At 66.7% G+C, this 20,082-nt stretch carries 25 protein-coding genes and 1 tRNA gene; 10 read left to right on the top strand and 16 right to left on the bottom strand.

Annotated features, from left to right (window positions below):
* The first annotated feature begins 48 nt into the window (after positions 1-48).
* Positions 49-119: transfer RNA gene (locus tag B0293_RS25185), tRNA-Gly, on the top strand.
* A gap of 94 nt (positions 120-213) precedes the next feature.
* Here the strand turns inward: B0293_RS25185 and B0293_RS25180 are convergent.
* The 8 genes from B0293_RS25180 to B0293_RS25145 form a co-directional block, all read right to left on the bottom strand.
* Positions 214-1,392 carry a tyrosine-type recombinase/integrase gene (locus tag B0293_RS25180; protein ID WP_039919347.1) on the bottom strand — a complete coding sequence of 393 codons (1,179 nt, stop codon included), beginning with the start codon at positions 1,390-1,392 and terminating at the stop codon, positions 214-216.
* A 1-nt stretch (position 1,393) separates the two neighbouring features.
* Complete coding sequence (locus tag B0293_RS25175; protein WP_005165076.1) at positions 1,394-1,612, bottom strand: helix-turn-helix domain-containing protein; 219 nt, start codon at positions 1,610-1,612, stop codon at positions 1,394-1,396.
* A 17-nt stretch (positions 1,613-1,629) separates the two neighbouring features.
* A complete protein-coding gene (locus B0293_RS25170; RefSeq protein ID WP_039919352.1) occupies positions 1,630-3,195 on the bottom strand; it encodes a replication initiator in 1,566 nt (521 codons plus the stop codon).
* Positions 3,196-3,248: 53 nt separating this feature from the next.
* On the bottom strand, positions 3,249-3,635 hold the full coding sequence (locus B0293_RS25165) for a hypothetical protein (protein ID WP_005165074.1): 387 nt from the start codon (positions 3,633-3,635) through the stop codon (positions 3,249-3,251).
* Positions 3,632-5,209, bottom strand: coding sequence for an FtsK/SpoIIIE domain-containing protein (locus B0293_RS25160; RefSeq protein WP_005165073.1), 1,578 nt, complete (start codon positions 5,207-5,209; stop codon positions 3,632-3,634). The genes B0293_RS25165 and B0293_RS25160 overlap by 4 nt, the downstream gene beginning before the upstream one ends.
* A gap of 310 nt (positions 5,210-5,519) precedes the next feature.
* Positions 5,520-5,774: an AMED_5909 family protein gene (locus B0293_RS25155; protein WP_039919346.1), complete on the bottom strand. Its 255-nt coding sequence runs from the start codon at positions 5,772-5,774 to the stop codon at positions 5,520-5,522.
* A complete protein-coding gene (locus B0293_RS25150) occupies positions 5,752-6,000 on the bottom strand; it encodes a hypothetical protein (RefSeq protein ID WP_005165068.1) in 249 nt (82 codons plus the stop codon). Before B0293_RS25150 ends, B0293_RS25155 begins: the two co-directional genes overlap by 23 nt.
* Positions 6,001-6,303: 303 nt before the next feature.
* Positions 6,304-6,765, bottom strand: coding sequence for a hypothetical protein (locus B0293_RS25145; RefSeq protein WP_005165066.1), 462 nt, complete (start codon positions 6,763-6,765; stop codon positions 6,304-6,306).
* A gap of 169 nt (positions 6,766-6,934) precedes the next feature.
* Here B0293_RS25145 and B0293_RS25140 point away from each other — a divergent pair, with 169 nt between their 5' ends.
* Together B0293_RS25140 and B0293_RS25135 are read left to right on the top strand one after the other, a co-directional pair.
* The gene (locus tag B0293_RS25140; RefSeq protein WP_005165063.1) at positions 6,935-7,702 is read left to right on the top strand and encodes a GntR family transcriptional regulator; all 768 of its coding nucleotides are present in this window, start codon (positions 6,935-6,937) and stop codon (positions 7,700-7,702) included.
* A gap of 14 nt (positions 7,703-7,716) precedes the next feature.
* On the top strand, positions 7,717-8,379 hold the full coding sequence (locus tag B0293_RS25135; protein ID WP_005165061.1) for a YdcF family protein: 663 nt from the start codon (positions 7,717-7,719) through the stop codon (positions 8,377-8,379).
* 30 nt (positions 8,380-8,409) lie between these two features.
* Here B0293_RS25135 and B0293_RS25130 read toward each other — a convergent pair whose 3' ends face one another.
* Complete coding sequence (locus B0293_RS25130; RefSeq protein WP_157376438.1) at positions 8,410-9,012, bottom strand: NYN domain-containing protein; 603 nt, start codon at positions 9,010-9,012, stop codon at positions 8,410-8,412.
* 1,409 nt (positions 9,013-10,421) lie between these two features.
* On the opposite strand from B0293_RS25130, the gene B0293_RS25125 reads away from it, so the two are divergent.
* Positions 10,422-10,946: a hypothetical protein gene (locus tag B0293_RS25125; protein ID WP_005165057.1), complete on the top strand. Its 525-nt coding sequence runs from the start codon at positions 10,422-10,424 to the stop codon at positions 10,944-10,946.
* 27 nt (positions 10,947-10,973) lie between these two features.
* On the top strand, positions 10,974-11,462 hold the full coding sequence (locus B0293_RS25120; RefSeq protein WP_005165055.1) for a GNAT family N-acetyltransferase: 489 nt from the start codon (positions 10,974-10,976) through the stop codon (positions 11,460-11,462).
* Between the two features lie 7 nt (positions 11,463-11,469).
* Here B0293_RS25120 and B0293_RS25115 read toward each other — a convergent pair whose 3' ends face one another.
* A complete protein-coding gene (locus B0293_RS25115) occupies positions 11,470-12,123 on the bottom strand; it encodes a hypothetical protein (RefSeq protein WP_005165053.1) in 654 nt (217 codons plus the stop codon).
* Between the two features lie 85 nt (positions 12,124-12,208).
* A complete protein-coding gene (locus B0293_RS25110) occupies positions 12,209-12,610 on the bottom strand; it encodes a DUF4279 domain-containing protein (RefSeq protein ID WP_005165051.1) in 402 nt (133 codons plus the stop codon).
* Positions 12,611-12,646: 36 nt separating this feature from the next.
* Between B0293_RS25110 and B0293_RS25105 the strand changes: the two genes are divergently transcribed.
* Together B0293_RS25105 and B0293_RS25100 are read left to right on the top strand one after the other, a co-directional pair.
* A complete protein-coding gene (locus B0293_RS25105) occupies positions 12,647-13,039 on the top strand; it encodes a pyridoxamine 5'-phosphate oxidase family protein (RefSeq protein WP_005165049.1) in 393 nt (130 codons plus the stop codon).
* A 35-nt stretch (positions 13,040-13,074) separates the two neighbouring features.
* Positions 13,075-13,602 carry a GNAT family N-acetyltransferase gene (locus B0293_RS25100; RefSeq protein WP_005165048.1) on the top strand — a complete coding sequence of 176 codons (528 nt, stop codon included), beginning with the start codon at positions 13,075-13,077 and terminating at the stop codon, positions 13,600-13,602.
* On the opposite strand, the gene B0293_RS25095 is transcribed toward B0293_RS25100, so the two are convergent.
* The 4 genes from B0293_RS25095 to B0293_RS25080 form a co-directional block, all read right to left on the bottom strand.
* Positions 13,599-13,937, bottom strand: coding sequence for an MmcQ/YjbR family DNA-binding protein (locus B0293_RS25095; protein ID WP_039919350.1), 339 nt, complete (start codon positions 13,935-13,937; stop codon positions 13,599-13,601). The genes B0293_RS25100 and B0293_RS25095 overlap by 4 nt on opposite strands.
* A gap of 111 nt (positions 13,938-14,048) precedes the next feature.
* Positions 14,049-15,734 (bottom strand): bifunctional metallophosphatase/5'-nucleotidase, encoded by a 1,686-nt coding sequence (locus B0293_RS25090; protein WP_005165044.1) that lies wholly within the window; start codon positions 15,732-15,734, stop codon positions 14,049-14,051.
* 106 nt (positions 15,735-15,840) lie between these two features.
* Positions 15,841-16,629, bottom strand: coding sequence for an alpha/beta fold hydrolase (locus tag B0293_RS25085; RefSeq protein WP_005165042.1), 789 nt, complete (start codon positions 16,627-16,629; stop codon positions 15,841-15,843).
* A 14-nt stretch (positions 16,630-16,643) separates the two neighbouring features.
* Positions 16,644-17,132 (bottom strand): GNAT family N-acetyltransferase, encoded by a 489-nt coding sequence (locus B0293_RS25080; RefSeq protein WP_005165040.1) that lies wholly within the window; start codon positions 17,130-17,132, stop codon positions 16,644-16,646.
* A 149-nt stretch (positions 17,133-17,281) separates the two neighbouring features.
* On the opposite strand from B0293_RS25080, the gene B0293_RS25075 reads away from it, so the two are divergent.
* On the top strand, positions 17,282-17,929 hold the full coding sequence (locus B0293_RS25075) for a VanZ family protein (protein ID WP_005165038.1): 648 nt from the start codon (positions 17,282-17,284) through the stop codon (positions 17,927-17,929).
* Here B0293_RS25075 and B0293_RS43765 read toward each other — a convergent pair.
* A complete protein-coding gene (locus tag B0293_RS43765; RefSeq protein ID WP_167334568.1) occupies positions 17,870-18,046 on the bottom strand; it encodes a hypothetical protein in 177 nt (58 codons plus the stop codon). The two genes, B0293_RS25075 and B0293_RS43765, sit on opposite strands and share 60 nt — an antisense overlap.
* Positions 18,047-18,255: 209 nt before the next feature.
* Between B0293_RS43765 and mug the strand changes: the two genes are divergently transcribed.
* Complete coding sequence (gene mug, locus B0293_RS25070; RefSeq protein ID WP_005165036.1) at positions 18,256-18,807, top strand: G/U mismatch-specific DNA glycosylase; 552 nt, start codon at positions 18,256-18,258, stop codon at positions 18,805-18,807.
* Positions 18,808-19,088: 281 nt separating this feature from the next.
* Positions 19,089-19,889: a response regulator transcription factor gene (locus tag B0293_RS25065; RefSeq protein ID WP_005165033.1), complete on the top strand. Its 801-nt coding sequence runs from the start codon at positions 19,089-19,091 to the stop codon at positions 19,887-19,889.
* Positions 19,890-20,082 lie beyond the last annotated feature (193 nt).

Below are 20,082 nucleotides of genomic sequence, written 5' to 3'. Positions count from 1 at the left end.
GGGGTCTTGGCAGAGGGAGATGCGGGCCATGTATGCTGGCCGAGCACTGCGGATGTAGTTCAATGGTAGAACATCAGCTTCCCAAGCTGAATACGCGGGTTCGATTCCCGTCATCCGCTCTCACGCGAAAGCCCCAGGTCAGTGGATGTCCACTTAGGACCTGGGGCTTTCGATTTGACCGGGAGATCTTCCGGCTGGGCCATTAATGGGCCATTAGCCGACCGGCACCGGCTGCCCGCTCAGACCGTCGTCATCGTCATCCACGTTGCCCGTCCTGTGCTGGTCGACGAGCTTCGACAGCCGATCGGCGATCCGTTCATCAGCGTCGCTGGTCGCCCGCTGGTAGATCAGCGCCGCCCGCATGTCGTCATGCCCCATCCGCGCCATGAGGTCCTTGGTCGACGTTCCAGCCTTCGACGCCCAGATGTTCCCCGCGTGCCGGAGGTCGTGGAAGTGCAGGCCCTTAAGACCCATCTTCGCCGCGACCTCCGTCCACTTCGTCCGCTGGCTGAAGTTCGGCCGACGCACCGGGTTGCCCGCACGCTCACCTGTGAACAACAGCGCGTCGTGCTCCGGCTTCACGAACTCGTCGAGGTGCTTCACGACGTCACGTCGAATCGCCGCCGGAACGATCAGCGTGCGCACCCCCGCCCTCGACTTCGGCGGACCGACGATCAGCCCACGCCCAGGAACCTCGACCAGCGCACGCGAGATCCGGACCCAGCTCCCATCCTCCGCGACGTCGCACCGCCGCAGCGCCGACACCTCACCCCAACGAAGCGACGCGAACGCGGCCAACAGCACGAGCGCCCGGAACCGCTCCGGCATCCGCCCAGCCAGATCGAACACCTGCGGAACGGTCACAATTGGCCGCTCCGCCGGGTTCTCCTTGTCGGCACCCCGCACCCGGCAGGGGTTCCGCTGCAAGATCTTGTCTTCGTCGACCGCCGTAGTCAGGATCGCCCGGAGCAACCTGTATGCCTTGGCAGTGACCGACTCCGACACTCCGGCCGCCAGCCGATCCGCACGCCATTGCCGAATGATCGCCGTCGACAACTTGCCCAGTTCGACACCGCCGAGATCCGCTGCGATGTGCTTCAGCAGAAGCCACCGGTACAACTCAACCGTGCGCGGACGCAAGCCGGGCCGCTGCGTGATCCACTGGTCCGCATAGTGCCCGAGCTTGACTTTCGCCCGTTCAGGGTCGACCCACTCGCCTTTCATGATCTGCGTTTCGGTCACCGACAACCACTGCTCGGCCGTGCGCTTACTCGTGAACATGTTGGGAGCGTTACGAATCTGGCCATCCGGCCCCGGATAACGCGCCTGCCACTTCCCTGATTCCCGCTGTCGGACATTGCCGAAACCCCGGTGTCCTCGCTTGTTCGCCATGTCAGGCCGCCCTTCCGAGGTCACGGATCACCGAAGCCCGCGTGATCGGCTCGACCCGACCGGCCTGGATGAACTCCTCAAGATCAGCGATGGCGAACCGCACGTGTACGCCGACCTTGTGGAACGCCACGCGCCGCTCCGCGATCAACCGCCGCACGAACCGGACACGCGTGTTCAGGTACTCGGCTGCTTCTTCGACTGTCAGATAGTTCTTGCCCACGGTTTCGCCCCCAGTTCCTAAGCTGCCAGCGGAGTTGCCGAAAGATCTGGCGGACTCTGCGCGGCGAGTAATGCCTTGTCGTACTCGGCTTTCCACGTGATCCGTTCCGAGATCGCGTGCATCACCAGGTGGTCCCGAGGTGGCACATTGGTGTCGCCCGCGTCGACCTTGCGCCAGACGAGCCGAGCCGGGTCCGGTGCGGGTTTCTCGATCCCGACCGCTGCCAGTGCCTCCAGGACGAACGCCTTCCGGTCCGCCTTGTGGTCGACGAGCGTCTTCCCTGACCACTTTCGTGACACCAGCACCCGCCGCCCTGGCAGACCGAGGGTGGTCCGCCGATGAGCGCGCCCTTTGCAGTGTCCTGGTGTGGTCTTTCCGTTGACTCCCTTGGGATTGATCCCGTAGAGCAGCCACACCGCGCACCGGGGCGAGCAGGGTGTCACCGACAGTTCCGCGTGCAACCGGTCGTGATGGTCCTTCTGCCGCACGGTGTCGGCTTCGACGACTTCACCGGTGGACTTGGTGAGGTACTTCGTGAGATAGCCGATGTGCCGCCCGGCTTCCTCCGAGCCACCGAGGATGCCTTTCGAGTGCACCTGGCGGCCGAAGGTGACCACGTGCGCCGGGTCTTCCACGGCTTCAACAGCGTCGTCCCAGTCGGTCAGTGGTTCGCGGGTGTCGGGGTCGACGAACACCCTGCGGTCGCCGTCCCACAGCGGCATCCGATCGACATAGACCACTTCGTCGTGCGCAGGCCACCACACCTGGTGATAGGTCGCTTCGGTGACTTGGCGGATCACGTCGTGCGGCACCGATCCCCGGACCGCCGCGTGCAGGTGCGGAGCGGCCCGCCGTTGAGGCTCCACGGTCGCGAAGTACTGCGCGTCCCAGCCCACGACTCGCCGCAGGTTCTGCCACCACCTGTCCACCAGGGCCGAGAAGTGCACCGCGTCCCGAGCCGCCCGCCGGTAGTCATACGTCGCCGGGTTCACCGGAGCACCATCGGAGCGAACAGGGCCGTAGGTGTCGCAGGTGAGCGTGACGAACATCGAGGGCCGGAACTTGCCCGCGTACTCCCGTCCGAGCGTGGTCTTGGCGACCTTGCGTCGAGGCAGGTTCGGCGCGTCCTGTCGCCGCTTGGTCGACCGCTTGACCGCCTTTTTCGTGGGCAGGTCGATGGAGGGGAGGCGGCCGCGCATCCCGAGTTGCCGAAGTTCGTCGTCGACGCCCTGGATCTCCTCCCTCAGCTCGTCGGCTTCGGCCTGGTCGCTCACCTCGCGGTAGGCCGCGACCAGGTCAGCCCGGAACGCCAACAGCTCCGTCTGTGTCTCGGTCGGTGGTTCCGGCGTGAAGTCCGGTTCGGTGTCGATGTGCCAGCCCTCGCGGCACTGAACCTGTCGCAGCGCCTTCGCCTTCCGGGCACACGGCAGGCACACCGATTCCACGGTCGAGCCGCAGGGGACGGGAACGTACCGGAGTTCACCGGTCTCGGTATCCCCGACTTCCATCGTGAACGGCCGGACACAGACCCCGTGCTTCTCAGCGGTCGCCTTGACTACGTCCGAGGCCAGAGGTTCGCGCATCCGAGCGGCCCGCGAGTTGGCCGGCGGGGTCACCGCGGCTTCCTTGGTACCTGTCACGCTGCCACCTCCCCAGCGCTGTTCCACTGCCGCAGCACGAACACCGGCATCTCCTGCCGCATCCCCGCAGGGAGATCCGGGAAGGTCGCTTCGTCGAACCGGACTCCGCCGTAGACCAAGACCGGGATGCCGCAGGGAGTCCGGCCCTGTACTTCCAGATGCACACGGCCGCCATGGGGCACCCGCCAGATAGAGGCGGTCACGTTCTCTAGCGAATCCGCCCAGACGACCAGGCCCCGCGCCACGTCCGTCAGACGGTCGGTGTCGAGCTGGACAGACACCGGGTCCGGACCAATCCCAACGCGCACGGACGCAACCGACGGAAAGGCGTGGGAGTCGAGGTGATCGCGGATCGCATCGAGAAACACCAGAACGCGGTTCACGCCGCTACCTCCTCTCCACCATGGCGGACAGGAAGGTCGATCACGTGTGCACCGCCGTTGGTCACGTAGGTCTCCAACGCCTTGACCGTCTCGTCCGGCACCCAACCAGCCCGAACCCGAAGCGGTTCGCGGATGCCCTCGCCCCAGATGTAGCCGACGCCCGCAGCCGACTCCTCGATCCGGTTCGCCCACGCGCCCCGTTCATAGGCGCCGTCGCCGAGGACCATCCCGACGTGCGTCTTCGAGGTGACGCGCAGACACACCCGGCGCGGGAACAGCTCCCGAACCGGAACCGTGTCCTTCGTCGGCTCCTGCACGTAGCCACGCACTGTGTAGCCCAGCGCCCGACCTTGCGTCGTCAGAATGGCGACGCGTTCGACGATGGCTTCGCGGGTCTTGCGGTCGGTGTACTTGGTCAGCGCGCCGATCTCGTCGAACTCCAGCACCTCCAACGGGTAGTCGGTGGAGATCGGCACCTCACGGGTGCGCCCGGCGAACTCGCGCTTGCGGGACTCAAGGCCGTCGAGCAGGTCGTCCAGGACCTCGATCGCTTCCTTCCCCGCGACGCCGTAGCGAGCGAAGATCCCGCGCCCGTAGGCGAGTTCCATCCCCTTCGGGTCGATCCCCGAGACGCGCACTGTCCCGGCCCGGATCGCCGAGGCCGCCGACACCAGCGGGGACCACATCACGGAGTTCTTCCCGGCCCCGGTGGCACCCGCGACGAGCATGTGAGCGCCCGGACCGGTCAGCGGCAGCCGCCAGTTCTGCCCGTACTCAGTTCGTCCGGTGAACACCCGCCGCAGATCCACCGGGTTGACGGCCGCCAGGTCGGGCAGCTCCGCGCAGTCCACCGGGGCTTTGAGGAGGTCCCGGCGCTGAAAGTCGAGCGAGACGACGTTGGGTTCCAGCTCCCGCACCTGGCACCGCGTGACCTTGCGAGCTACGGCCAGAGCACGGGCGGCGTCGTCGAAATCCTCCGGCTTCTGCCCAGGCACGAGCCGAACCCGCACCTCATCCCACGACGGCCCCGACTTCACCCCCAGCACCCTCGGCACCTGCACCGCCGTGCCACCGCCCGCAGTACGGGAGACAGCCTTCCGGCGACGGCCGACGAGGTTGACCGTGACTTCCACGGGCATGGTGCCGTCGGAGATGGACAGGCCGCAGGCGTGCAGCCAGCCCGGAAGTTTCCGGGCGTAGGTGAACCAGCGCAGCCACCACGCCCGCAGGAACCGGCCGCAGCACCGGTCGAACGACACCACGTCGAGCAGCCGCCACACCACCAGCACCACCGCGACCGAACCCACGGTGATAGCCAGCGACGGCCAGCCGAGCCACTGCCACCAGGCCACCACGGCAAGGACCCCGAGACTGGTCCGCCAGTGCGTGAATACCTGTTTTCCCAGCCACGCCAACAGTTTCACGGCCGACCACAGGGCGATGAACACCACCGCAGCCGCAGCCAGGACTTCCGCGATCGTGGCCAAGGCGCGGCCGAGTTTGTGCAGCAGCCACACCACCACACCCAGCACCCCACCGCCGACGAGAAGGAAACCGAGTCCGTTCGTGTTCATCGGCGACCACCGCCGGTCAGATCCAGCGGGAGCATTCCCCGGCAGGGAGCACATTCGGTCTCGCCGGGCAGGAGCTTGGCGAACCGCTTGCAGACCGTGCAGCGCGTTCGGGTGACCCCGTCTAGCGGTCGGTTGTTGTCATCGTTTAGCGTTGTCATTGTTCACTTCCAGTGGTTGTGGACAGCGCAGGACCGGCGAGGTTTCCTAGGCCAGGTACCGGTTCTGCGCCTTACGAGACACGGGAAGCGCGTGAGGACGTGTTTGTACGCCGCACGCCCCCACGCACGTTTTCCCTACAGTTATTCAGTTCTCAGCTAGCTTGAGACTTGTTCTTCTGGATCTGTTCGGCCACCTCCTCCGCTTTGCGCTCCTCATAACCCACCCAGTAACGGAGTTCGTGGTGGTGCCAGCGGTCCACATCGGACACGGCCCGGTACATGCGCGCGTTAGCCTGGTGGAACTTCAGCCAGGTCGTCAGATTCGACCCAGGCTTCGGCCGGTGCGCCGAGGCGACAGCGTGCGCGTCCTGGAGGGTTTGTGGCTCATTCCGTCCCGGTGTCGTCATCGAGGACCACCGCGCGCCTGTCGAGGAAGACGGCCAGTGCGTCCGCGCTGTCGCGGATCTGGCGAAGGAGCCGGATGAACTCCGGCCACACCGCCGGATCGGACGGCGGCAGAATCGCCAGGCTGTCCGGATCCAGATAGATCACCAACGCCGGATCCGCCGAACCACTGCCCTGCATCCCCGCCACCGCTTGAGGTCCCGGCTTCCACATCGCGTTGAACGCCACGGACCTGCTCTTCCTCGCTGTAGGCGCGCATTTCCCACGAACGCGCGTTCTCCTCGAAACCCTCAGCCGCCGCCGTCACCGCGGCCAATACCCACCAGGGCAACTGGCCGTAAGTCGCCAGCTCTCGCCACGCCGACGCCACCGCGAAGGAAGCGACGGCCATGTCGTGCGCCGCCAGAGCATCCCCACCTTGCGCGGTCCGCTGTGTCATCCCGCTGTAGTGGCGGTACGCCGCCTCCCAGGCGTGGACCAGGTGCGGTGGAACCACGGCCACGCCCTGACTGCCAGGCACCCGGCCCGTCATCACGCTGCCTTGGGCGCGGACTCAGCAGCGTTGGAAGCCCTGCCCGACTTCGACGCGCCACCCGACGCAGCAGCCTTGAAGCCGGTCGCACGGAACACGTAGGACTGGTACTTAAACTCGCCCTGGCCAGCCACCTTCGGCTCAGCCGTCAGGCCCTCCAGTTCGATCGGCCGCATACCCGGCAAGACCTCGGACGTCGTTGGCACCGGCTGCACATCAGCCAGGAACGTGACGTCATAGGACGCACGCTTGGAGTTGGTCTCGCTCGGGTCGGTGACCGTGGCCTTCCACTGGCGCTTGCCCGTTACTTCGTCGACCCGCTGACGAACAGGTCGGCCAGCGGACCGGTCTTCCCGCGACTGATACTCGTTGTCCGGCGCGACCTCCCCGACCATCACCAGCCCCAGCGGGAACGCGGCATCAAAGTCGATCTCGAAACGGTGCCCCTTGGCGATCGCCATGTCGTCTGTCTCCTGTCGTCTCTGGAGCCCTAGCGGGCTTACACCTTGTTAGAGGTAGTTCTATTAAGCGCTTCGTCGCGCGAGTTGTCAATAGAACTATCTCTATCGGGCTCCGTAGACCATGATGAGGTGATACCGCTAGCGTTATCGACCGACGAAGGAGGACCAGGTGGGCACTGGGTACCGCGAGCTGGCCGCGATCCTGCGAGATGCGATCCAGCGGGGTGACTACGCCCCGGACACCACGCTGCCCAAGCAGGACGAGCTTGCCGACGAGTACGACGTCAATGTCAACACCGTCCGCAAGGCCGTTGGAGTCCTCGAAGCCGAGGGGCTGGTCACGCCGATCAGGAGACGCGGCACCGTCGTCCGTGCCCGCCCGCCCATGAAGCGCCTGGGCAAGGACCGGTACGCGAAGAGCAAGTGGAAGTACGGCGACACCGTCGCCTTCGTCGCCGACCGCGAAGCCTCCGGCCGAGACTGGAAGCCGACTGACCAGACGCAGACCGTCGCCAAGATCGAAGCTGATCGAGAGGTCGCGGATGCTCTCGGTGTCATGGTCGGGTCACCGGTCTACGAGCGTGCACGACTGGTCAAGGACGCCGGCCAGCCCACCCACGTACTCACCAGCTACTACCGCCCCGCCGACGTTGAAGGCACCCCCATCGTCGACCCGACACCCGGGCCTGCCGGACGAGGTGGCGGGTTCCTGGTCCTCACCCTGCAAGGCCTTGAGCCGGACACCATGACCGAGACCTTCTACGCGCGGATGCCGACGCCCGACGAGGCCGAACAGCTCGAACTCCCCGCAGGCGAACCCGTCATGGTCCTGCAACGCCGCACGTACACCGAAGACGGCCGCGTGGTCGAATTCGCACGAGGCGTACACGCCGCAAGCCGCTTCTCCTGGACCTACACTTTCAAGATCCCCGACTGACCCCGGAGACCCAGATGCCCGAGCGTTCGACCACCCTGCCGGACGACCTCCGCGCCGACATCCAGACGCTCTGGGACTACCACGACATGCACCACGAACTCCGGCCCGCCGACGTCGGGATCGGACTTGGCAGTCACGATCTCGGGGTCGCGACCTTCACCGCGGAACTGTTCCACGCCGGGATGTTCCCGCTCATCGTCTTCACCGGGGCCAACGCCCCGACGACCATCGAACGGTTTCCGCGCGGCGAGGCTGTCCACTACCGCGAACATGCGCTTGAGCTGGGCGTACCCGGTGACGCCATCCTGGTCGAGCCCGAGGCGCGGAACACAGGCGACAACATCACGCTCACTCGAAAGCTGCTGGAGTCACGCGGCATCGAGGTCGGGTCGGTCGTCCTCATCTCTCGGCCGTATCAACAGCGGCGCGCGTACGCGACCTGCAAGAAGCTGTGGCCCGAGGTCGACGTCATCTGCGCTTCGCGGCCGCTGCCGTTGGACGAGTACATCGAGAACATCGGCGACGTGGACCGCGTCATCAACATGCTGGTCGGCGACACCCAGCGCATCAGCGTCTACGCCGAGCAAGGTTTCGCTATTCCGCAGGCAGTACCGGATGACGTCAAGAGTGCTTACGACCGCTTAACTCGTGAGGGCTTTACAGAACGCCTCATCTGACAGCGATGACCGCCCGGCTGACAACGACTGCTATCGGGGCCCGGGCGGAAGGTAGTTACGGCGATCTCTCGTCTTCACCATGTCAGCTCCTGACAGCGACGTATGCCATAGTCGACGACCACCAGTTACCCGAAGTACACGCGAGCCTTGCCAACCCGCAGTCTCTATCTTGGCTTTGCCATCCGCTACGGACATCTCGAGGGCAGGCTCAAGGTCCGTGTCATGCGAGGCCAGGATCACTACGTCGTAGGCATCGTCTGAGGCCGCCTTCACCACGTTTAGCGCGACGAGCACGTCGATGCCCTTTTCCTGCGCTGGCTTGCTTGGCCAGGAGGGCGGGTACTTCAGCGAGCGATAGGTCACCTCAACAAGCGAGCTTCGTGTCCACTCGGACCGCTGGCGCTGGGAGATGCCATAGATGAATGACTGCCGATGGTTGCTCGGTTGCCCTCGGAACACGCGAACGGCGGCCAGTTCCGCCTGCTTCTGACGCTCGTCACGTTGATTTCCAGCTCGGACGAGAAGGACCTGTCTTGCGAAGAGTAGTGGATCAATCAAGCAGTTTTCGGCTGGCGAACCGTTGGGTGCAAAGAGATCATGGGCAGTCAGATGGATGTTCTGATAGTCGATCACTACGCAAACTTGCGGAGCCCGCATCGCGTCTCCTAAGACAAAAAAGCCCCGCCAGTCCCGGAGGACGGCGGGGAGCAACCAGTCCAAGATACAACACTGGATGGGTCGACAGCACAGCCGTTCGTGTTACAGCTCACAGTTGGCACTGCATGAGAAGTTACACGGTAGACATGTTGCCGCCGAGCTGAACCGTAGACACTTCCACCCCGAACTTCACGCCAAACCTAGCTGACCAGCAGCTTTCCACCCGATCGTGCCAGGAGGCGGACGACATGCTCGCCACACCTGGGCGCGGGCAGCAATTCAGCAACACCACGGCGTGTCAAGGCGCACAGCTGCCCGTCCGGCGACTAGCCTCCGTCTCCGACTACCTCGGATTCGAACGTGACGAGGCTAGTCGCCGGACGGGCTTCCGCAAATAGGTTGCCCGTATCAGCTGGTCATTCACCTAAAGGTAAATTATTTACTAACTATGGCTCTTTATTGTGATTTTTAGCCACCAGTCAGATGCGCCCTTACGCCCCTTTGGAACCAACCCAGCCATTGGCGATTACTCGGCTGACGGGACGGAGAACACCACATTCGCTCCCCATCCCACTGGCTCAACCGCCATTGAGTGACTCAGATGACCGGGCTCACCACCAATCCTCGTCGCCTGCCGAACTTGGCTCTATGGGATCAAGACGCCGCCACCGGCGGCGCGCACGTCACCGCCCGTACGGCGAGCTTCGCCCCATGGCGGACGCCGGCCTCCCGCTCCGCTCCGGCAGGCGCCGCCGGGCGAGCCCGCCGACGAGGCAGCACCGCACAGCGCGCCGCCGCCACCGGAGACCAATGGAGTACGACGTCAGATCACCCGACCCACCTGACCGCGTAGCAGTGGTCACCGGGTGTCCCTCGCTGCTCAGCGTCTAACACCGGCCCGCCCGCATCAAGGCGGGAAAGCGTGCCTTGACACGACCGACCCGGCGCTAGAAGCAGCAGGGGCGAGGGAAGCGGAGCAAACAGGCACAAAGACGCAGGTGGAGACAGGGGCGCGTTGGGCCATTAACGGGCCATTCAGAGGAGTCAACCACGGTCAATCGCGGCCACCCCAAGCAAGCGCCGCCCGCAGGTCAGGGCCACTTTCCAGCATGATCACCCTGGTTCCCAAGCTGAATACGCGGGTTCGATTCCCGTCATCCGCTCTCACGTGAAAGCCCCAGGTCAGTGGATGTCCACTTTGGACCTGGGGCTTTCGCTTTGTCCGGCCGATCTTGCGGCTGGGCCATTCCAGAGCCGATGTCCCCAATGCCACATTCGAGACGCTCAGTGTCCCCAATGTGGCATTGGGGACATCGTGAAGCTCTGCCGTGGCAGTGGCGAGACATTCGGGACCCGTCCCCGCACGCCGCGGCTACCGTCCGGGGATGCGGGCAAAGGCGAGCGACAGCACGGCGGTCGCCTTGCTGACCGTGCTGGCGGGATCGCTGCTCCTCCCGCTCCTGCTGGTCGGCGCGATCTTCCTCATCATCGGCCTGAACGCGGGCAGCGGCCCGGGGGCGTACACGGTCATCTTCGCGAAGGCGGGTGATGAATGCGGGGCACAAGGTCAATACCTCGACGTGTCCACCGGCAAGCCGCTGCAATGCATGGGCCCCGGCGGGTTCCGGACGGCTTCGCTCGAATTCCCCGGTTTCTCCCGTGAGCAGAACGACGACGTTCGCCGTTGGCTGACCACGTTGGCGGAGGACGGCGGTCTGGACGTCTTCGACCATCGTTCGGTCCAGGCCAAGATCGACGGGATCGCGGCCGGCCTGCCGCCGGGAACACGCGTCGAGCCGGAGTCCGGCGCGACGAAGATCTGGATCGGCGCGGCCTTGACCGCGGCCGGACTGGCGCTGGTTTCCGGCTTCGCCTGGCAGTGGCGCCGGAACCGCCAAGCCGGTTATTGATTTCCCGGCGTTGTTACGGTGCCGGATATGGAGATCCGGGAGATCACTGACGGCGACTGGGCGCAGGTCTGGCCGATCGTGCGCGAAGTCGTGCGGGCGGCGGACACGTACACCTACGAGCCGGACCTCACCGAAGAGGCCGCCCGCGGAACCTGGGTCGAGAAGCCGCCGAGCCGGACGGTGGTCGCGGTCGAGGACGGCCGCGTGCTCGGCACGGCCAAGATGGGCCCGAACCGCGGCGGGCCCGGATCGCATGTGTCGACGGCCAGTTTCATGGTGGACAAGGAAGTCCGCGGCAAGGGGGTCGGCGGGGCGCTGTGCGCGCATGTGCTGGATTGGGCCAGGGCGAAGGGTTTCGCGGGCATGCAGTTCAACGCGGTCGTCGAGTCGAACGCCGCCGGGCTCCGGGTCTACGAACGGCTCGGGTTCGAGATCGTCGGGACGGTGCCGGGCGCGTTCGAGCACCCGACGCTGGGGCGCATCGGGTTGCACGTCATGTACTGCGACTTCGGCTGAGCCCGGGTCAGCCTTCGACGAGTTCCCAAGGGTCGTCGGCGCTCGGCCGGTCGTACACCTGGCCGGGCGCGGCGCTCAGCACCAGCGCGACGTCCGGGTACAGCGTGACGGCGTGCTCCATTTCGAGCGCTTCGACCTCGAAGTCCTCGTTCTCCGGCACCTGGAAACCGACGAGCAGCCAGCTGCCGTCGGCCTCGCGGACGACCTGGCGCACGGCGCGGGCCGGGGCGGCGGGGTCGGTGGAGATCTCGGCGAGTTCGGTGCTCACCTGGACTTCTTCCAGCGGCGAACCCGGATGCGTCCACGCGGCGAGGCGGGCGGCACGCACCAGGAGGTCCTCTTCGTCGTCATCCGAGTCGGCGACCGAGCTCAGCAGCCACGAGCGCCGCTCGGGGTCCCAGTCGGCGGCCATGCCGGTGGGGAGACCGGCGAGCGCGGTGAGTTCGGGGATGAGTTCCACCGCGTCCCGCAACGGCAGCGCGCCGAAAGCGTCGCGGTTGAGTTCCATGTCCTCGGAGAACTCGTTGCCGTCGCTGATGAACCAGTCACCGTCGTCGTCGAGCACGACGAACGCGAGATTCGACGGGTCCTCCACGAGTGACCGCGAGATGATGACCGGCGATTCCGGATCCTGACGCAGCGGCCAGTTCTCGCTCGACATGCTGGGCTCCCAACGGGGTTGTCCGGCTGTGGGGCACCATCCCACCATCTCCGGCGTGACCGCCGCGCACCGGACCGGCGGAAGGCTATTCGCTGAGGTCGTACTCGTCGACGTCCAGCGCGGCGGCGGCTTCGGTGAGGAACGCGATCACGGCCGGCGACAGATGCCAGCCGAATTCCTCGCCGCCGTCGCGGTGGTGGAAGTAGCGCACCACCTGCAGCACCGCGCTCACGCCTTCGTCCACCAGCTTCCGGATCCCCGGACGGACCGGGGCGAGTCTGCCGATCAGGCCCTCGATCTGGTCGTCGACCGGCCCGGAACCGCGATGCGTCACCTTCCAGGCGTGCATCCGCGGCAGCCGGTGTTCGGCGGACCTCGACCCCAGTACCTGGGCCTCGTCGGGCGCCATGCCGAGCCGCGCGGTGATCTCCCCGGCGGACACGGTTTCGCTCTTCAAGGCGAAGTAGCAGTACTGGTGGACCTTCATACGCCCGGCACCCTAGCTTTCAGGCAGGCTGACCAGGTGAAACGTGATCAATCGCTTATCGAACGGCTCGCGCGGGAGCGCAATGTCTGGTTGTGCACGCTCCGCGCGGACGGATCGCCGCACGTCACGCCGGTGTGGTTCGTGTACCTCGGCGACGTCTTCTGGATCGGCAGCGGGGACCGGAACGTCAAGGTGCGCAACGTCGGCGGCGATCCGCGCGTCAGCCTCGCGCTGGAAGACGGCGACGCGCCCGCTGTCGCCGAAGGCCTGGCGCGCGTCCATCGCGGGGCCCTGCGCGAAGACGTGCTCGCCGCGCTGGCGGCGAAGTACGACGGCTGGGCGGCAGGCGAGGAGATCGAGCCGTTCGGCGCCAGGGTGCTGCTGGAAGTGCCCGTAAAGCGGTGGCTGCTCCGGGGTGTCGCCCAATAGTCTGGAAAGTCCGATACCGATCTTGGGATGGGACGATGCTGACCGGTGAACTCATTCGCTTACGGCCGCTGGAACCCGAGGACGCGGACACGCTGTGGCGCTGGCACAACGACCCGGAGGTCATGCGCTGGATGATGGCGGACCATCCTGAATCCCTCGCCCAGATCCGCGAGCGCTACGCCAAGCGGAAGCCCAACAGCTACGAAAGCGCGAACTTCGCGATCGAGAGCCTCGCCGTCGGGACGCTGATCGGCACCTGCACCCTGCGCGACGCCACCCCTGAGCAGGGCCGCGCCGAGCTCGACATCTATCTCGGCGAGAAGGACCATTGGGGTGGCGGCTACGGCACCGACGCCATGCGCACGCTCTGCCGCTACGGCTTCGACATGATGCGGCTGCACATGATCGCGTTGTGGGTCGTGGTCGACAACGAGGCCGCGATCCACGTCTACAAGAAGATCGGCTTCCAGATCGACGGCAGGCACCGGCAGTCGTTCCGCGGCCAGAACGGCGAGTGGCACGACGAATACCTGATGAGCATGCTCGAAGGGGAACTCCTTTAGTCGGCCAGGCCTTTGGTGAGCCTGGCGGGTGCCTTCATCCGCCAGGCTTCCTCGATGAGTTCACGCAACTGCGCCTTGTCGACCTTTTCCAGGTCGACGAGGATCGCGCCGTAGCCGTCGTAATGCGGGGTGGTGAAGTACGCGGGGTCGCCGGAGGCCAGCAGGGCCTCCTTCTCCGCGTGCTCGCACAGCAGCATCAGCCCGCCCTCGGCCTCGGTGCGCAGCCGGGCGAAGTTCTTGCCCGCGACCTTGAGCGACGGTGTGCGGTACGAAGTGGACTCCTCGACCTCCGGCAGCCTGCCCGCCAGGTCCACGACTTCTTCCCAGGTCGTCATGGCGGACATTGTGCCCTGGGTCACTGACAAAACCACCCCCGGAAGACGCGATGAACGGCCCGTTCCTCGCGAAATCAGCGGGGAACGGGCCGTTCACGGCACTCGCGGGAGCTACGGCAGGACGGTGATCCGGTCCGCGGCAGGCGGCGCGATGCCCGGGTGCGCCCCGAAGTACGCGATCAGCGCGTCCAGGTCCACCGGACCACCCGCCAGATCGGTCCCCTTCGTGAACTCGGTGAAGCCGTCCCCGCCGGCGGCGAGGAAGTTGTTCACCGACACGCGGTACGACGCCGCCGGATCGATCGGCGCGCCGTCGAGCGTCAGGTTCGAGATGCGCGAACCCTGGACCGCCGACGCCGAGTACGAGTACTTCAGCGACTTCGAGATCTGGAGGGTCCGCACGATCCCGTTGGCCTGCCACTGCTGTTCGAGCACGTTCTTCAGGTTCGCCCCGGTGAGCGTGATCGTCTGCATGATGTTCGCGAACGGCTGCACGGCGAACGCCTCGCCGTAGGTCACGACGCCGTCCCCTTCACCGGCGGGCGAGGACGCGTAGGTGAAGTCCGTGCGGATGCCGCCCGGGTTCGTCATGGCGATCTGCGCGCCGTTCGACTTCGTGGCCTCGAGCTGGGCGTCCGCGATGACGTCGCCGAGCGGGGACTCGCCGGAGGGCGCGCCCTTGGCGACCAGGTCCGCGGTGATGGTGCCGACGGCCTTGTTCGCGATCGGCGCGGCCTTGGCCTTGGCCTCGTCGATCAGCTTCTGCACGTCGGCGTCCGGCGTGACGTCGCGGGTGACGATCTGGTTGTGTGCCTTGGTCTCGCCACGGACGACGTCGCGGGTCCGGCTGTCGATCTTCAGGTCGACGACCGACAGCAGACGGCCGAACGACGCGCCCTGGATCACCGGGCGCGGCCGGCCTTCGGGGTCGTTGATCACGCAGTTGTACTGCTGGTGGCTGTGCCCGGTGAAGATCGCGTCCACTTTGGACGTCACCTGCTGCGCGATGGCCGTCGCGGCGCCCGGCTTGACCTTGCACTCGTCCGGACCGGCGGTCTCGGAGTTGTCTCCCTGGTGCAGCAGCACGACCTGCGCCTTGACACCGAAGAGGTCGAGCAGCTTGGCGGTGCGGTCGATGGCCTGGACCTCTTCGCCGAACTTCAGGCCCTTGATCGCCTCCGGGGTGACGACCTGCGGCAGGTCCTTCAGCGTCGCGCCGATGATGCCGATCGGGACGCCGCCGGAGAACTCGATGCTGAACGGCAGCAACGCCGGGAAGCCGTTCTCGTAGTACACGTTGGACCCGAGGAACGGGAAGTTCGCGCCCTTGAAGGACTTCCGGAACTGGCAACCGTCGGTCGGATGGCAGCCGCCGTTCTGGATCCGGCGGAGCTCCTTGAGGCCCTCGTCGAATTCGTGGTTGCCCACCACGGAAGCCTGGACGCCGAGCTGGTTCAGCAGTTCGACGGTCGGTTCATCGTGGAACAACGCCGAGATCACCGGCGACGCGCCAATGCTGTCACCGGCCGAAAGCACGACCGAGTTGCGTACCTCGCCGCGAAGCCGCTTCAGGTGCGCCGCGAGGTATACGGCACCACCGGCGTTGACGGTGGTGCCATTGGGCAGCGTGACACGGCCGCTCGAACCGGACGGCGGTTCGAGGTTGCCGTGCAGGTCGTTGAACGTGATCAGCCGGACGTCGGTGGTGGCCGGCGCGGCGGACGCGGGCGCGGCCACGGCACCCAGCGCGATCAGCGCGGCACCGACCGCGACGGACAGCCGGGTAGAGAGCTTCATTCTTCCTCCGATTCGCGCTCGAACGTCCCCATCGGGCGCACGGCGGAGGAGTCTGCCTGGCGGAATTGACCTTCACCAGAGGAAAAAGCAGGACGATAGGCAAACGTCACATGGCGCGTGAGCTGCCCTCCAGCAGCACCCTCGCGACCATCTGGGGCTCGTCGTTCATCGGCACGTGCCCGCAGCCGCGTAGCACCAGCAGCTCCGCCTCGGGCGCGATCCGCCGCAGCTCGGCGGCCTTCGGGCGGGCGAGGATGCGGTCACGTTCCGCCCACGCGATGGTCACCGGGACGTCCCGCACGACACCGTCGAACCGGAAACCGCCGCGGGCCTGCTCCAGCGTCGGCCGGAACCCCGGGCAGCCGGCGAGCGCGCGGATGTCCTCCATGACGACCTGCGTGGTGAGCCGGTCCGGACGGCCGACGATCATCCCGGTCAGCACCGACCGGCCCGCCGGTGTCGCGGCGAGGCGCCGCGCGGTGCGTTCGGGGATCCGCTCGGCGAGCAGACGGTGGGTGCGCAGCATGCTCAGCGCGTACCGCTGCTGGCGCGGCGTCCACAGCCCGGCCGGGGACAACGCCGTCACGCTGCGGACGAGACCCGCTTCCCCGAGCGCGAGCGAGAGCAGGCCGCCGAGCGAGTTGCCCGCGACGTGCGGCTTGCCGAGGCCGTGTTCGCGGAAGAACTTCCCGAACATGTCGACCGCGGCTTCGACGCCGTAGCCGCCGGAGTGCGGCGCCGATTCGCCGAAACCGGGCAGGTCGACGGTGAGGACGTCCCGATGCGGGGTGAGCAGCGAAAGCACGGGCGACCAGGCTTGGCGGCGGTGGCCGACCCCGTGGATCAGCACCAGCGGTTCGCCGTGGCCCGCGCGGTCGAAGACGACGTTGTCCATCCCGCGAGGCTAAGCTATTTACTGCTACCGGCGGTAACAGGTAAGTAAAGACGCTCACGCCGCCGGGTGACGTCGTTAGGCATCGGCTCCAGTTCACCCGTCGCGATGAACCCGAGCTTCAGGTACAGCCGCCGCGCCCGGTCGTTGTCCTCCGCGACGTGCAGCCACAGCTCACCCGCGCCGTCGGCCTCGGCGGCCGACCGCACCTCGCCCATCAGCTTCGTGCCCAGCCCCTGGCCGCGGGCTTCGGCCGAGACCCACATCGAGTAGAGGATCCAGTCGCCGTCCCGGGCCCGGCCGGCGACCAGGCCCACCGCGCGGCCGTCGTCGAAGGCGGCGAACCAGGCGTCTCCGGCCAGCTTCGCGAGCCATTCCTCATCGGACTGGGTCCGTTCCGCCGCGGCGATCGAGCCGTAGTTCTCGGGAGTGTCCGTCAGGGCGCGCAGGCGGACGTCGCGGAAGACGTCGAGGTCTTCGGGAGTCAGCCGTCGAACGAGCAGCATCCGGGCAGAATCCCACGGCAGGCGGCGGATCGGGAGTGAATAACGCCGATCGGCCAAGATCGGGGTCAGCCACTTGGCCGATCCGGCCCCGGCCGCGGCGGCCCTTCGACCGAAGTGGCGGGACCCCCATGATCCATAACGTTCCTGTCATGACGAACGCACAGGTCACCGCCCTGCAGTACGGCTTGGTCGGCTTCTTCGCGCTTTGGGCGACGGTGCTGATCCCGCAGCTGATCGTCCTGCACGCGCGGCACGGCCGGGTGCGTCTCCGTCCCGTCCTGACCACGGCCGCCGTGCTGCTCTACGCCACCATGACCCTGGCGGTGACCTTCCTGCCGCTGCCCGGCCCCGGCACCAAGCGGCTGAGCCAGACCGTGCAGCTGCATCCGTTCCAGTGGATCACCGACATCCACACCGAACTGCTCAAGCACGGGCTGCCGATGGCCGACTGGTTCACCACCCAGACCTTCCAGCAGGCCACCATGAACGTGCTGCTTTTCGTCCCGCTCGGCTTCTTCGCCAGGACGCTGTGGAAGCGCGGCCTCATCGGCACGACGCTGATCGGCCTCGCCGCTTCGCTGCTGATCGAGATCACGCAGCTGACCGCGAACTTCGGCACCGCGCCCTACGTCTACCGGATCTTCGACGTCGACGACCTGCTCAACAACACCGGCGGCGCGATGCTCGGCTGGATCGCCGGCGCCCTGCTGCTCAGCCTCGTCCGGAAGCCCGTTCCTTCAACGGTCGAGCTTCAGCCTTTCGGCCGCGAGCGGGTCGACCTCGCCCAGGTCCGCTAGCCTCGCCTGCCGCCGCTGGGCCGCGCGCCGCGCGGCCCGCCGGTCTTCCGCGATCACCAGCACGGTGGCCACGACGAAGATCAGCGCGACCAGGCCGAGGATGAGCGAGAGCTGCAAAACGCCTCCTCGATACGACCTTGTGTGCGAGATCACAAACAGTACGCAGGTCGTGGTGACTTGGCCACCCCTTGCGACGAAAGTGGGTGTCGCAGGTCACGCGGGGGCGGCGCATTCAGTCCTCTGGATGCGGCAGTCGGCAGTGCGAACTACCGCATCCAGAGGACTAAATGCGGGGAACGCCCGCCAGCGTGCCGGAGACTGGTCCGGTGAGGACCAAACCGACCAAGGACGAGCTGGCCGCCGCGTACGGCAAGACCATCCCCGACGTCATCGCGCCGGATCTGGACGTGCTGTTCTGCGGGATCAACCCCGGTCTCTACTCCGGCGCCCTCGGCCTGCACTTCGCCAGGCCGGGGAACCGGTTCTGGCCCGCGCTGTATCGCGGCGGCTTCACCCCGCGCCTGTTCGACCCGAGCGAGCAGGACGAGCTGCCCGGACTCGGCCTCGGCATCACCAACGTCGTCGCGCGGACGACGGCGCGGGCCGACGAGCTGTCGCCGGACGAGTTCCGCGAAGGCGGACGGCTCCTCACGGCGAGGGTCGCCGAGTACCGGCCGCGCTGGCTCGCCGTCGTCGGGATCACGGCCTTCCGGACCGCGTTCGGCAGGGCGAAGGCGAAGATCGGCCCGCAGGACGGCGAGATCGGCGGTGCGCGCGTCTGGGTCCTGCCGAATCCGAGCGGGCTGAACGCGCATTGGACGCCCGCGGCGCTCGGGGACGAGTTCGGCCGATTCAGAGCCGAAGCCCACTCTGAGTAGCGAACGCGCCAAGAACGTCCGTTGGCGCGCTCAATAGAGCCAGTGATCCACAACCAGTCGATACGCAGAGTTTGCTGCGACGATGCGATACATCTATGAGGGGGATATCGCGTCACGCCCGCCGACCTACTGACTCGTAATAGTTACGAGGTGTCATCTCTGTCCGGTCCCGCAGGGGGGACCGGTTGACGAGGGTGACCACGCCGGGGGGCCGTGGTCACCGAATGGACTTCAAGTCCTCTCGTCCGGAGATGACGGGCAGGAAAACGGAGGGGTCCGTGATGCGAGGCATCGAGCCGAACCGAACCCAGGCCGGCAGGCCAGGCGGACTGTCACCAGGCGGCCGCGGCCTCGGAGTGGCCGCGGTCGATCCGATCCCGATCTTCTGCGAGGGCCTGAGCTCACTGGTCCATCGCACCCCCGGGCTGCAATGGCTCGGGCACGCGGCGAGCCATCACGCCGCGCTCCAGCTGTGCGAACAGCTCAAACCGGACGTCATCGTGCTGGATTCGGCGCTCGACCCGAACTGCCACCTGTCGCGGCTGCTCAGCGGCGGCGACCCGGCGCTGGTCATCATCACGATGATCCGGGACACCAACCGCACCCAGCAGTACCTGGCCGCGGCGATCGCGGCCGGCGTGCACGCGATCGTGCCGCGGGCGACCGACGGGCGGCATCTGGCCGAGGCGATCCGGCGCGCGCACAGTGACCGCCGCTACATCGACCCGACGCTGGCGGCGCTGACGGCGCGACCGAAGCGCCAGCCCGTGCTCCCGAAGCCGGGCGACGCCCCCAAGCCCGCGATCGCGCGCGGCCTGATGCCGCTGTCCCGGCGCGAGTACCAGGTCCTGCAGCTGGTCGCCGAAGGGCTGGAGAACTCCGGGATCGCCAAGATCCTGTTCCTGTCGGTGGAAACCGTGCGGACCCACGTCAAGAGCATCTTGCGCAAGCTTTCGGCGCGCGATCGCACACACGCGGTGACCATCGCGTTCCGCTCCGGCATCCTGGTCACGAATCCCGACGACGCGCACAGCCCGGCCGAGACGCCTTCGGCCTCGTCGATCGCGCCGTCACCTCGCTGAACCCGCCCCGGCCGAAGGCCCCGCTATCGCGGTGGCAGGGCGCCTTGCCCACTACCGTGACCTGGAAGACCCGGCCGCGCCCTGCCGACATCGATCGCGGTCGCGGGTTCCTCAACGACGCTGAGACCCCCCGTATTGCTGATTTACACATCACAACAGTGGCCATTCACTTGCCGCCGGTTACCCACAGGTA

Origin of the sequence: Amycolatopsis azurea DSM 43854 (genome assembly GCF_001995215.1) — a bacterium.
Classification (GTDB): Bacteria; Actinomycetota; Actinomycetes; order Mycobacteriales; family Pseudonocardiaceae; genus Amycolatopsis; species Amycolatopsis azurea.
The sequence above is the reverse complement of the archived record's forward strand: the minus strand, read 5'-3'. Positions and strand labels throughout refer to the sequence as shown.